Origin of the sequence: Kangiella marina (genome assembly GCF_039541235.1) — a bacterium.
Classification (GTDB): domain Bacteria; phylum Pseudomonadota; class Gammaproteobacteria; order Enterobacterales; family Kangiellaceae; genus Kangiella; species Kangiella marina.
Genome location: NZ_BAABFV010000002.1, coordinates 295,325 through 308,079, shown reverse-complemented (window position 1 = coordinate 308,079; position 12,755 = coordinate 295,325). Strand labels below are relative to the sequence as shown.

The following is a 12,755-nucleotide window of genomic DNA, read 5'->3' as shown; positions in this document are numbered from 1 at the left end:
AAGTCATTGATTAAGAGTAAAATCACCACAGATAGACATTCAGCCCACGTGCCTCTGAGCACACGGTTAGACAATAAGGGTATTATGAACTTTACCAATCAAGATGCGATTCAGCATATTCCACAGTTACAAAACATCGCCTGCGAACTTGGAGGTTTTGGCGTCATCGAAGCGTCAGGAGAAGACACTCTTAAATTGCTACAAGGCCAGCTGACTTGTGACATGAACTTGATCAAAGATGATCAAGCCAGCCTTGGCGGCTTGTGCAATGTTAAGGGGCGCTTACACAGTGTGTTCTATGTCATGAAATTCGAGCAAAATTACCTACTGATTTTGCCCAAGGAAAACCTGTCTCACGTTATTGAAACCTTATCCAAATACGCAGCATTTTTTCAAACCGAATTAGTCGATGCGAGCAAAGACTATGAGCTGTGGGGACACACTCAAAAAGCACCAGGCAATCACTCAGCGGAGCTAGAGGTCTTATCTATCACTAATCATGGTGGTATTTATGATCTTCACCTGAACAGCCTCTTTAACGCATCAATCCTGATTAGCCGTAAAGAACGTGCGAGTGAGCTAGTGAATATGTTGGCTGGAACGACTTTGGCTGATAAGAATGCTTGGGACTACATTGAACTGCAAGCCCACATTCCTATGTTTAAACAAGAGTCCATTGAAAAACACCTACCGCACAGTATCGGACTTCATCAAGTAGGCGGTGTAAGTTTTGATAAAGGTTGCTACACGGGGCAAGAAATTGTGGCCCGCATGCACTACCGAGGCAAACTAAAGACTCATTCGGTGCTTTGCTCAGTTGAGTCGGAAGCAGAGTTGAATGAACTGGATAAAGTCTATAACCAAGACGATAAGAAAGTTGGAGAACTTATCCGAACCACACATTTTGATCAAAAGAGCTATGCGCTGATCAGTCTGAATGATTCAGCATTGGAAGAAGAGCTTTCAATTGGCGATAACAAAGTTGGGGCAAAGCTTTTACAGTAATCGCTCATAAACCCAAAACCGTTACTAAAAAAAGGCGCTTCAATAGCGCCTTTTTTATTTTGAATGCCGAACCTTTTAAATCCTAATTAGACTTACTCTTCCAAAGCCAGTCGAGCTGCCGTCAACAATAGTTCAGGCTTAATTCTTACCTTATAATTTGGGTTAGCATATTGAAATTGAATCATGCCCTCCGTATCAAAAATATAGACTGCCGGTACTGGCAAAGTACTCTTATCATCACCAGCCAAACGCGCCGTTTTACCACCGATGGACTTCACTTTACTGTTATAGTCTTCGGAGATATGGAAAGCCAAACCAAACTGAGTCGTGGCCTTTAACTGATAATCAGAAATCAGTTCATAGCTCAATTCTTTATCTTTGCTTGTTTTTTGCAAGGCCGTGGGCGTATCTGGGCTAATCGCTAAGAGTTGATACCCCATGTCGGTTAATTCGTCTTCAACGTCCTGAATTTGGCTCAACTGAGCATTACAAAAGGGACACCAGCCACCTCGGTAAAACAGCAACACCGTCGGCTTTTGAGCTATTTTTTCACGCAGCTTAAACGGCGTACCGTCACTTGAAAATAGAATAATGTCCGGGGCACTCTGTCCTATCATTAGCGGTGCAACGTCATTCGCGTCTTCCGCCACTTTGGTCCGATCGAGCGCAGGTAAAGCCATTGTCGCGCTAACCAGCAAGGAAAACACGGTAAGTTGTAATAATCGTTTCATAGATACCTTCTTAATCGTTTTGGTGTATACACACCACATTAGAGACACACGGCCGTCATTTGTTACAGGCAAGCATAAAAAAAGCGACCCTAGGGCCGCTTTTCTCTAGAGTAACGCGATTAAGCCTGTTGAGACTTAATCCACTTCTTAATCTTGCTTTCCAAAATATTCAACGGTAAAGCACCATCTTTCAGGACTTGATAGTGAAACTCACGAATATCGAATTGGTCGCCAAGCTCTTTTTCAGCCAGCGTTCTCAATTCACGTATTTTTAACTGCCCAATTTTATACGCCAACGCCTGACTCGGTATTGCCATAAAGCGCTCAGCCTCAGATACACGACGAGCCTTAGCAGCCGCAGAGTTCTGCTCCATATAGTCTAAAACTTCCTGACGAGTCCAACCTTTGGCATGGATACCAGTATCCACCACTAAACGAATAGCACGCCATAACTCAGCACCCAAGGCACCATAGTACTGGTAAGGATCGGTATAAACCCCCATTTCTTTACCTAGAGACTCTGAATACAAGCCCCACCCTTCGATAAAGGCGGTTGTACCACCAAAGCGACGGAATGCAGGGATATCTTTTAATTCTTGCTGAGTGGAAATTTGGAAGTGATGTCCTGGTACCGCCTCATGCAAATAAAGCGACTCTACTGTCCACGTTGGACGCGCACTTAAGTCATAAGTATTGACATAAAAAATACCTGGGCGCGAACCATCTGGAGCTGGTCGTTGATACGATGCTGACGATGATGACTGCTCACGGAATGCTTCGACTGCACGAATTTCAAACTGTGCCTTTGGAATCACCTTAAACAAATCAGGCGCGGTTTCATCCAACTTCTCCCTTAAGTCTTCATACGCTTGAAGCATGTCTTCTTTTGAGTCGAAAATAAACTGGGGATCATTCTTTGTGAAATCAAAAAACTCTTGCAACGATCCTTCAAAACCAACCTCTTTCATGACGCCCTTCATTTCATTATGAATTCGAGCCACTTCATCTAAACCGATCTGATGGATTTCATCAGGGGTTAAGTCAGTGCTAGTCGTTTGCTTAACTTTATAAGCGTACCACGCTTTACCATTCGGTAACTCCACCATGCCAGCAGTATCACGAGCTGCTGGAATATACTCGTCTTGAATGAAGTTGTGCATGCGGGTATACATCGGAACCACCATGGTTTTAATGGTGTTCACGTATTCTTTGGTTAAACGCTGCTTATCTTCTGGCGAGAAGCTTTCAGGCATATTCTCGATCGGCTTATAAAACAGGCTTTGTTCAACATCATCGACCATATGAGCTTTAAGCTGAGGCAATACTTTAACCATCAACGCCTTCGGTTGAACAACCCCATTATCCATACCCGTCTTCATGTTATTGATCAGAACGTCAACGCCCTCATAGGCTTCATTCAGTCGGCTCAACCAATTCTCATAATCTTTAACCGTATTGAACGGTTGCGCACTTTGGCCTGAGCCCAGCATCGCGAAAAAGTTAAACGGATTATAGAACTGCTGGATCGGTTGCATGTAATCAGGATATTCAACACCTTCAATCTCAGCCTGACGCTCGTTCTTAAAAATTTGGTAGCTCAGAAGGGCTTGTCCTTCAAGCTTGGATTCATCAATGCTTTGTATTTTTTTCAGGTATTTTTTGCTGAAAGCCAAAGCTTCTGCACGACCTTTTTCCGAGCCGAAATCCCCCAATGTGTCGTTGTAGCGATCATCCCCCATAAATGTTGCATTTAGTGGGTTCATCTTTAAGTTTTCTTCCCAATAGGCTTCATAAATGGCTTTAGCCTTTTCAGCTTCTGATTGCTCAGCTTTATTTTCGGCCGTTTGCTCGCTTTTGACTTGCTGAGTTTCAGCAGTCATGGGAGCGGCAGCAGTATCTTTAGAAGTATCATCATTGCCGCACGCTGTTAACATCACGGCCATGGCGATAGCTGATACTTGAAATTTGAGTGATTTCATCGAGGACTCCTCATCAATATATTGGCTTATAAGCTATAATTATCAATAGGTTATAGCTATATATGTGGTTGTTATTGTCGTAACCTAGTCAACAACTATACCGACTGACAAAATTCAAAACAAAAGGAAGTGGTAACAAAGTATTGCAACAGAAAAAGCGAATATTTCTGCGATGAAAGGCGACCATTGGGAATAGGCATGGATATCAGCTAACCGCGGTATTCGGCTGATAGCCAGAATCAATGATAAAACCTTGATAAAGCCAACTGTTCGAACCAGATGGACCGATAAAATAAGGCATAATAGGGGTTCAATTTCGGAATGTGTTAACTCTAACACTTTGAGTTTCTCCTTATGCAAAAATCTTCATACAGCAAGCAAGAGCTGCTGGATTGCGGTCACGGAAAATTATTTGGCGAAGGAAACGCGCGATTACCTTTACCCAACATGTTAATGATGGATCGAATCACAAAAATTGAAGAAACTGGCGGTGCTTATGGCAAAGGCCAGATAGTGGCAGAGCTGGATATCAAGCCAGACCTCTGGTTTTTCGACTGCCACTTTGAATCTGATCCTGTTATGCCAGGCTGCCTAGGCGTTGATGCGCTATGGCAATTGACGGGCTTTTTCCTACCGTGGAAAGGCTTGCCAGGCAAAGGACGAGCCTTAGGTTCCGGTGAAATCAAGTTCACAGGCCAAGTATTACCGACTGCCAAACTGGTCACATATATCATTGATATTAAACGTGTGATCACAAGAAAGTTGAAACTCATCATCGCTGATGGAAAAATGCTGGTCGATGGTAAAGAAATCTACACCACTAAAGATTTGCGCGTGGGCTTGTTCGAATCCACAGACAATTTCTAGTAAAAAGCGATACAATACCGAAAAATAGATACATTAGTGAATTAAGCGAGTTTTATTGTGAAAAGAGTAGTAGTTACAGGCATGGGAATCGTATCCTGCCTCGGCAACAATGTTGATGATGTAAAGCAGTCATTGTTTGATGGCAAATCTGGTATTAAAAAAGTAGACGCCTATGAAGAACATGGGCTTCGCAGTCACCTTGCTGGAAAACCGGATATCGACGTAAGCGAGCACATAGATCGTAAAAAGTTACGTTTTATGGGTGATGCAGCAGCCTATTCTTATATCGCGATGGAACAAGCAATTGCTGACGCCAATCTTCCCGAAGAGCTGGTGTCGAATCATCGTACTGGTATTATCATGGGATCCGGTGGCGCTTCTCAAAAAGCACAGGTTGAGTCAATCGATATCGCCAAAGACCGCGGCCCAAAACGTATTGGCCCATACGCGGTTCCAAAAACCATGGGCAGTACAACCTCTGCTTGTTTGGCTACCCCATTTAAGATTAAAGGGGTTAACTACACGATCTCATCAGCTTGCGCCACCAGCGCGCACTGTATCGGCAATGCCTTGGAGCAAATCCAGTTAGGCAAACAAGACATCATGTTTGCAGGCGGTGGCGAAGAAGAAGATTGGCGCTTAACGGTGCTGTTCGATGCCATGGGCGCATTATCCAGCAAATATAATGACACTCCAGAAACAGCATCACGCCCTTATGACGCAAACCGTGACGGTTTTGTGATTTCTTCGGGTGGCGGTTGCTTGGTTCTAGAAGAGTACGAGCACGCAAAAGCCCGTGGTGCGAAAATTTATGCTGAAATCACAGGTTATGGCGCGACATCAGATGGCTACGACATGGTAGCTCCTTCAGGCGAAGGTGCAGTACGCTGCATGCAACAAGCACTTGCGAATGCTAAACAGCCTGTCGATTACGTGAATACTCACGGCACCAGTACACCGGTTGGTGATACCGCAGAACTGGGCGCAATCAAAGAAGTGTTTGGTGACAAGGTGCCTTACATTGCTTCAACCAAATCTCTTGCCGGTCACTCACTCGGGGCAACAGGTGTTCATGAGGCGATTTATTCATTGATCATGATGCAGAATAACTTTATCGCTGCTTCAGCCAACATCACTGAGTTAGATGAGAAAGCCCAAGGTCTACCGATCGTTCAGAAGCGCATGGATGATACTGAAATTAAAAGCTTCTTATCAAATAGTTTTGGTTTTGGTGGTACTAACTGTTCACTGTTATTTGAAAAAGCTGAATAATATTAACAATACAGTCATCCCGCGGTTAGACCGCGGGATCCAGTGTCTTTATTTAGCCTTAATATTATCAATCTTCTGTAGTTTCTCCATAAACTCATCCTTGTCTAAAGCACTTTTATAGTCCAAGTTATACTTACTATGGAAGTTAATACTTAAAGTCACTTTATCATCGGTTAAATCCACGTTGTAACCATCCAAGTCTGAATAAGCACTAATACCTTTGTAATAATGCTTATTACCACGCTTTTCACCCAGCTCTACAATCTTTTGGTAAGCGCGCAACGCCATACGAATATCAATGTCAGAAGACATGTTAGCTCCTTCAAATTATTTGCTAATATCCTAACGAAAAGTGACTACGATAGATACAAAAAAGCCCGCTAGAAACGCGGGCTTTAAGGAATTTGCATCGCGGAATTTACTCTTGTAAATTGATCATATGCGAAGGTTTTATGTACCTTAAACGCAGAATTTTTCGCTTCTAACGAGGCGCGGACGTTTCGAGGAATAGAGTTAACAAATAGTTAATGAATCCCGCAGAAACGTCCTGCAACAAAGTTAGAAGTGAAAAAGACCAGTTTATTCGGGACGCATATGCGGGAATAACAGTACGTCACGAATCGAAGGGCTGTCAGTCAACAGCATCACCAAACGATCGATACCAATGCCCTCACCCGCTGTTGGCGGTAAGCCATACTCTAGCGCACGAATATAATCTGCGTCATAGTGCATCGCTTCATCATCGCCTGCGTCTTTGGCTTCAACTTGCGCTTTAAAACGCTCGGCTTGATCTTCGGCATCATTCAACTCCGAGAAGCCATTCGCCAACTCACGGCCACCTGCAAAGAATTCAAAGCGATCCGTCACAAAAGGATTGTCATCGTTACGGCGTGCTAGAGGCGAGACTTCCGCTGGGTAAGCCGTAATAAACGTTGGTTGAATCAGCTTATGTTCAGCCACTTCTTCGAAGATTTCAATTTGAATTTTGCCTAAGCCCCAAGAGTCTTCAATCTTCACGTTGCTAGCTTTAGCAATCTTTTTAGCCGATTCTAAATCATTCAGCTGTTCGATAGAGACTTCAGGTAAATACTTAACAATTGCTTCAAGTACCGTCATACGCTCAAATGGCTTACCGAAATCGTAAGTCGCACCACTGCTGTCAAACACGGTTTTACCTAATACTGACTCAACGGTGTAACGTAACATTTCTTCGGTTAAATCCATCAGATCATTGTAATCCGCATAACCCCAGTAGAACTCAAGCATCGTGAACTCAGGATTGTGGCGCGTCGATAATCCTTCGTTACGGAAATTACGGTTAATCTCGAAAACTTTTTCTAGGCCACCAACGACTAAACGCTTCAAGTACAATTCAGGCGCAACTCGTAGGAATAGTGGCATGTCCAAAGCATTGTGATGCGTTTCAAATGGCTTTGCTGTAGCACCGCCAGGAATCACGTGCATCATTGGTGTTTCAACTTCCAAAAACTCACGAGCTTCTAAGAAATCACGAATCGCTTTAACCACTTTTGAGCGAGCAATAAATGTCGCGCGCGAGTCTTCATTCACGATTAAATCTACATAACGTTGACGGTAACGGGTTTCTTGATCCGATAAACCGCCCCACTTGTCAGGTAGCGGGCGGAGTGACTTGGTCAGCAACTTAATATCAGACGCTTTAACTGAAAGCTCACCTTTATTGGTTTTAAAGACCGTACCTTCGATACCAACGATGTCGCCGATATCCCAAGTTTTGAAGTCATCATAAACTTCATCGCCAACTTGATCTTTGCGCACGTAAGACTGAATACGGCCAGACATATCTTGAATGGTGATAAAGCTCGCTTTACCCATGTTACGGAATAACATGATGCGACCAGCAACCTTCACCTTCTTACCGATTTCCTCAAGCTCAGGCTTTTCTTTATCGCCAAATTCTTCAGCGATATCTGCAGCTAGGGAATCACGACGGAAGTCGTTCGGAAAGGCAATCCCCTGTTTTCGTTTCTCAGCCAACTTCTCTTTACGCAAGGTAATTTGTTCGTTGACGTCGACGACTGGGGTTTCTTGATTGCTCATTTTTTCTCTTCACCTCAAGTTAATTACTTTCTTTATTAAAACAAGTACCGACCTACGGTACGAAATAACACATCATTTTTCTGTGAATACATTAATTCATTGACTCAATATAACCGTCACGAGCGAAGCAAAGACAAGGCATATTGTAAGCGAAAAGCGGAGCTTACCATGCAGGTAAGTGAGCATTTGCAGCTACAATATAACGCAGTATTTGCAAGCGCAGTAGGTTATACGCCAGCCTTTAAGGATGCCTCGATAAAACTATCCAAATCCCCATCCAACACCGCCTGAGTACTGCTCGACTCATGACCGGTTCTTAAATCTTTGATCCGAGACTGATCCAGGACATACGATCGAATTTGGCTGCCCCAGCCAATATCTGACTTGGAGTCTTCTAATGCTTGCTGCTCTTCTCGCTGCTTTTGCATTTCGAGCTCATAGAGCTTGGCTTTCATCATCTTCATCGCTTCAGCACGGTTTTTATGCTGAGAGCGATCATTCTGACACTGCACCACAATTCCTGTTGGAATATGCGTCAGTCGTATCGCCGAGTCAGTTTTATTGACGTGCTGACCACCAGCTCCGCTCGCTCGATAGGTATCAACTCGCAAATCTGCTGGATTAACCTCGATATCAATATCATCATCAACTTCTGGATAAACAAACACTGATGCGAACGAGGTATGACGTCGGTTGCCAGAGTCGAAAGGCGATTTACGCACTAAACGATGAACGCCTGTTTCGGTTCTTAACCAACCGTAAGCATACTCGCCATCAACTTTGATAGTCGCGCTTTTAATGCCCGCGACATCGCCATCTGATTCTTCCGTCACTTCAACTTTAAAGCCTCGGCTTTCTGCCCAGCGTAAGTACATACGAAGCAACATACTGGCCCAATCTTGAGCCTCGGTTCCGCCCGAACCTGCTTGGATATCCAAGTAAGCGTTATTTTCATCCATCTCGCCGGAGAACATGCGTCTAAACTCAAGTTTGGCTAACATTTTTTCTAAGCCTTGGACTTCAGTCTCGATCATCTCGGCACTGTCGGCATCGTTTTCTTCTACCGCTATTTCGAGCAAATCCGAGTGATCGGTAACGCCCTGCTCCAATTCTAGAATGGTATTAACCACGCCTTCTAATTTTGCACGCTCTTGACCCAGCGCTTGGGCTCGCTCCTGATCATTCCACACATCAGGTTGCTCTAATTCTTTGGTGACTTCTTCTAAACGTTCTTGCTTGGTATCAAAGTCAAAGATACCCCCTAAGCGTCTCAACACGCTCAGACATACCTTTTAATTGTTCTCTTAATGGATTAACTTCTAACATACATCCCCAAAAGCACTATTCCGTGGCATTTCCACGCTATTTCTATGCAAAAGGAGCATATTTTAACCAATAGAAGGACAGCTGCATAGCCATAAACCTAGCCTTATAGCCAAAATCGCAAGAAATGTTAGAGATAAGGTGAAAATAGTAGATTCTAAGGATAAGTCCTAAGCTGAGATACTGAGCCAACGCAAGCGAGCAGCCTTCTGGTTGACAGTTATTGGGGTTACAGCTCAATCTAGTTTTTGCGATATGAATGTAAACTGTACTTAAAATTCATAGGCTAGACTTAGGCTAGGCAAATCAAAAATTCTTAAAAGGAGTTTACTTTAGTAAATGACTAGAAAGAATTTTTGATTTAACACCGCCTAAGCGACGAGTATGGATTTTAGTGGCGCTTCGGAGTCCAGGCCCACACCATTTGACACTCTATCGGCTCCTTCCCCTCTTCATCGGTCACCGAAACAGCAACTTCAACCTCACCCTTTTCTAAAGTCAGGATATCCTGTATTTGTTCGTCACTCAGGTGAGCCTTGGCCACTAAGTCACCTTTGGCTCGCTTTAGAAAGTTAACTTTGAGAGTTTTGATCACCGGGACTTTATCATCAGGAACATTCATACCTACAACCATTCCGGTTGCTGTTTCAGCGATAAGCGCCATGCCTGCCGCATGAATGGTACCAATATGGTTTTGGACTTTCTTACGATTTTGTAATCTAAACTGGGAGTGTTCTTTAGTCAGCTGCAAAACTTCAACCTTTGCGGTTCCAACCAGCTTCACCGTTTTACGCAGCGCCATATTCAGCAATGGCTTTCTCAAAAATGAAGGGTAGCCTTCGATTTTCTTTACTAATCTCGCTAAACGGTTATCTCGACTCATAGCACTCCCCTAATCTCACTGTAACACGCGTTGATTTACAAACATCTGGACTGACCAGATAATAATGACACAACCAAGATTATGTGTAAAAAGATATTTCAAAGTGATTTAAGGCAATAATTTTGTGGTAATGTTTATTTTCACAGAATACTCTCGATTCATCCTTGAGGAATACAATGACAAAAATAACCGCACTAAGTCTAAGCATCGCTTTAGCTTTAAGCGCGTGCTCTGACGACAATCAAATGACAACTCAAACTCAGGGCGACACCACAGTCGCTGCTAGTAATGATAAGCCAGAAGTGACGATGACCGCTGAACAGGCGTCTGAGAAACTGAACCAGCTGTTTGCTGAAAATTTTGAAGAGGGCCTTGCATTAAACCCCATCCAAGCAACCGCAATCGGCGATAAGCGCTACAATGATCAACTACCTAACTTCCTGTCTCCTGAGTTTCAAAAAAAGTCTCATGACTTTACTGTTAAGTGGTTAGACAAAATCAAGTCGATTGATAGAGGCTTGCTTTCTGGTCAAGATCGATTGAGCTATGATGTTTTTGTTTATCAATCCGAAATGCAGCTCGAAGGCGAACAATTCCCGGGACACTTGATCCCGATCAATCAATCCAACAACATCGCCAGCTTTTTTGCGCAACTGGGGTCAGGCAAAAGTCTGCAACCTTTTGAAACGGTCGAAGACTACGAAAACTGGTTGAAGCGGGTTAATGATGGTATTGCGGTGATGGATCAAATTATCATCAATATGAACCAAGGGATTGAGCAGAATGTGGTACAACCCAAAGCTTTGATGGAAAAGGTTATCCCACAACTTAAAGCCCATGTCGTAGAGTCACCAGAAGACAGTGTATTCTATCAACCAATCGCAAATCTCCCGGAGTCTTTCTCTGCTGAAGATAAAGAGCGATTAACCGCTGAGTACAAAGCGTCGATCAATCAGCAGATTGTGCCCGCTTATCAAAGACTTCATGATTTTATCAAAGATGATTACCTTGAGCATGCGCGCGATACTTTTGGTTTAAGCGAGCAACCAAACGGTGAAGCTTGGTATAACTACCAGTTAAAAACCTACACCACCACGGGACTAACGGCTGACGACATTCATCAGTTTGGCTTAGACGAAGTGGCTCGTATTCGTGCTGAAATGAAACAAGTCATGAAGGAAGTCGACTTTGAAGGAGAAACCTTAGCGGAATGGTTTGCCTACGTTCAAAGCAATCCTGAATTCTACTACGACAATGAAGAAGATCTGCTTCAAGGATATCGTGATCTTCAAACCAAAGTTAACAAGTTGTTACCTACCATGTTTGATATTGAGCCTAAATCAGACTACGAGGTTCGCGCTGTTGAAGCCTATCGTGCTGAGTCATCTGCTGGCGCCTCGTATATGCCTGGAAGCCCAGACGGTTCGCGCCCAGGCGTATTCTACGTCAATACTTTCAACCTAAAGGGACAGCCAAAATACGGCATGGAAACTTTGTCCATTCACGAAGCTGCACCGGGCCATCACTTCCAAATCTCACTACAGCAGGAAGTTGAAGGATTGCCGATGTTTAGACGCTTTGGTGGCTTAAGTGTATTCTCTGAAGGTTGGGCTTTGTATGCAGAGTCAATTGGTAAAGAGATGGGCATGTTCACTGATCCAATGCAATATTATGGTCGCTTAAGTGATGAAATGCTTCGTGCTATGCGCTTAGTGGTGGATACCGGTCTTCATGCTAAAGGCTGGTCACGTCAACAAGCGATTGACTACATGATGGAAAACTCATCGATGGCTGATACTGATGTTATTTCTGAAGTTGAGCGTTATATTGCATGGCCTGGGCAAGCCGTTTCTTACAAAGTAGGACAACGCGAAATCAGTCGTTTACGAGCTGAAGCTGAGAAGGCACTGGGTGATCAATTTGATATACGCGAGTTCCACACTCAAGTATTAATTGACGGCGCACTTCCAATGCCAGTTCTTAAAACAAAAATTCGTGAGTGGATAAAGACTAAGGAACAAAGCTAAAATTAAGAGTATAAATACAAAAGGAGCCTGACGGCTCCTTTTTTCTAAAGCTTGATATTCTTTATGAGACAACCATAAGCCACTTCATCCTGCCAGCGACCATCAAAATTAAAGTGTTCCTTAAAGTACCCTTCCCGTTTCATGCCAAAATGCTCCATGAGCTTCCATGAGGCAATGTTCCTTGGCTCACAGTAAGCAATAATTTTATGGCATGGCCAGTCCCTGAGAATAATTTTAAGCATCTCCCTAACAGCTTCAGTACCGTAACCATGACCATGATAGTTCCGATTGAACTTGTAACCGATCTCTATCTGCTGGTGATACTTGCTAGCATAACGAAAGCCGATATCGCCGATAAGCTTATCGTCAGATTTCAAGATAACAGCTGCACCCATCCAGCGCCCTTCTTCGCCCGTCCACTCCCCAAAGTGGCGCAAAAAAATGTCATGAGCTTCTCTTTTATTTGAGACTGGCATGATGTACTTCATCACTTCAGGATCCATGGCATATTCGCAATAATCCTCGAAATCAGACTCTTTTAGCGGTCGCATGAGGAGACGACCAGTATCAATACTTTCCTTCATTCCAC

General features: G+C 43.6%; 11 protein-coding genes. 4 read left to right on the top strand and 7 right to left on the bottom strand.

Features of this window, described 5'->3' with window-relative positions; genetic code table 11:
* The first annotated feature begins 84 nt into the window (after positions 1 to 84).
* Positions 85 to 1,005: a CAF17-like 4Fe-4S cluster assembly/insertion protein YgfZ gene (ygfZ, locus tag ABD943_RS09535; RefSeq protein ID WP_345292958.1), complete on the top strand. Its 921-nt coding sequence runs from the start codon at positions 85 to 87 to the stop codon at positions 1,003 to 1,005.
* Between the two features lie 92 nt (positions 1,006 to 1,097).
* On the opposite strand, the gene ABD943_RS09530 is transcribed toward ygfZ, so the two are convergent.
* Positions 1,098 to 1,736 (bottom strand): peroxiredoxin-like family protein, encoded by a 639-nt coding sequence (locus ABD943_RS09530; RefSeq protein WP_345292957.1) that lies wholly within the window; start codon positions 1,734 to 1,736, stop codon positions 1,098 to 1,100.
* A 119-nt stretch (positions 1,737 to 1,855) separates the two neighbouring features.
* On the bottom strand, positions 1,856 to 3,715 hold the full coding sequence (locus ABD943_RS09525) for a DUF885 domain-containing protein (protein WP_345292956.1): 1,860 nt from the start codon (positions 3,713 to 3,715) through the stop codon (positions 1,856 to 1,858).
* 354 nt (positions 3,716 to 4,069) lie between these two features.
* On the opposite strand from ABD943_RS09525, the gene fabA reads away from it, so the two are divergent.
* Both fabA and fabB read left to right on the top strand, forming a co-directional pair.
* Positions 4,070 to 4,582 (top strand): 3-hydroxyacyl-[acyl-carrier-protein] dehydratase FabA, encoded by a 513-nt coding sequence (fabA, locus tag ABD943_RS09520; protein ID WP_345292955.1) that lies wholly within the window; start codon positions 4,070 to 4,072, stop codon positions 4,580 to 4,582.
* Between the two features lie 57 nt (positions 4,583 to 4,639).
* Positions 4,640 to 5,854, top strand: coding sequence for a beta-ketoacyl-ACP synthase I (gene fabB, locus ABD943_RS09515; protein WP_345292954.1), 1,215 nt, complete (start codon positions 4,640 to 4,642; stop codon positions 5,852 to 5,854).
* 48 nt (positions 5,855 to 5,902) lie between these two features.
* Here the strand turns inward: fabB and ABD943_RS09510 are convergent, their stop codons facing one another.
* The 4 genes from ABD943_RS09510 to ABD943_RS09495 form a co-directional block, all read right to left on the bottom strand.
* Positions 5,903 to 6,166 (bottom strand): DUF3081 family protein, encoded by a 264-nt coding sequence (locus ABD943_RS09510; RefSeq protein WP_345292953.1) that lies wholly within the window; start codon positions 6,164 to 6,166, stop codon positions 5,903 to 5,905.
* Between the two features lie 267 nt (positions 6,167 to 6,433).
* Complete coding sequence (lysS, locus tag ABD943_RS09505; RefSeq protein WP_345292952.1) at positions 6,434 to 7,933, bottom strand: lysine--tRNA ligase; 1,500 nt, start codon at positions 7,931 to 7,933, stop codon at positions 6,434 to 6,436.
* 227 nt (positions 7,934 to 8,160) lie between these two features.
* Positions 8,161 to 9,259, bottom strand: a protein-coding gene (gene prfB / locus ABD943_RS09500) for a peptide chain release factor 2 (RefSeq protein WP_345292951.1) whose coding sequence is annotated in 2 segments (ribosomal slippage) — positions 8,161 to 9,183 and positions 9,185 to 9,259 — 1,098 coding nt in all. Because the reading frame shifts where the segments join, the coding sequence is not laid out codon by codon here.
* 388 nt (positions 9,260 to 9,647) lie between these two features.
* Positions 9,648 to 10,139: a DUF4442 domain-containing protein gene (locus tag ABD943_RS09495; RefSeq protein WP_345292950.1), complete on the bottom strand. Its 492-nt coding sequence runs from the start codon at positions 10,137 to 10,139 to the stop codon at positions 9,648 to 9,650.
* A 176-nt stretch (positions 10,140 to 10,315) separates the two neighbouring features.
* Between ABD943_RS09495 and ABD943_RS09490 the strand changes: the two genes are divergently transcribed.
* Positions 10,316 to 12,166, top strand: a complete 1,851-nt coding sequence (locus tag ABD943_RS09490; protein WP_345292949.1) for a DUF885 domain-containing protein — start codon at positions 10,316 to 10,318, stop codon at positions 12,164 to 12,166.
* Between the two features lie 44 nt (positions 12,167 to 12,210).
* On the opposite strand, the gene ABD943_RS09485 is transcribed toward ABD943_RS09490, so the two are convergent.
* On the bottom strand, positions 12,211 to 12,750 hold the full coding sequence (locus ABD943_RS09485; RefSeq protein ID WP_345292948.1) for a GNAT family N-acetyltransferase: 540 nt from the start codon (positions 12,748 to 12,750) through the stop codon (positions 12,211 to 12,213).
* Positions 12,751 to 12,755: the final 5 nt, after the last annotated feature.

Coding starts and splice junctions, on each gene's coding strand:
- ygfZ (WP_345292958.1), top strand. CDS start 85: ATGAACTTTACCAATCAAGATGCGATTCAGCATATTCCACAGTTACAA.
- ABD943_RS09530 (WP_345292957.1), bottom strand. CDS start 1,736: ATGAAACGATTATTACAACTTACCGTGTTTTCCTTGCTGGTTAGCGCG.
- ABD943_RS09525 (WP_345292956.1), bottom strand. CDS start 3,715: ATGAAATCACTCAAATTTCAAGTATCAGCTATCGCCATGGCCGTGATG.
- fabA (WP_345292955.1), top strand. CDS start 4,070: ATGCAAAAATCTTCATACAGCAAGCAAGAGCTGCTGGATTGCGGTCAC.
- ABD943_RS09510 (WP_345292953.1), bottom strand. CDS start 6,166: ATGTCTTCTGACATTGATATTCGTATGGCGTTGCGCGCTTACCAAAAG.
- lysS (WP_345292952.1), bottom strand. CDS start 7,933: ATGAGCAATCAAGAAACCCCAGTCGTCGACGTCAACGAACAAATTACC.
- ABD943_RS09495 (WP_345292950.1), bottom strand. CDS start 10,139: ATGAGTCGAGATAACCGTTTAGCGAGATTAGTAAAGAAAATCGAAGGC.
- ABD943_RS09490 (WP_345292949.1), top strand. CDS start 10,316: ATGACAAAAATAACCGCACTAAGTCTAAGCATCGCTTTAGCTTTAAGC.
- ABD943_RS09485 (WP_345292948.1), bottom strand. CDS start 12,750: ATGAAGGAAAGTATTGATACTGGTCGTCTCCTCATGCGACCGCTAAAA.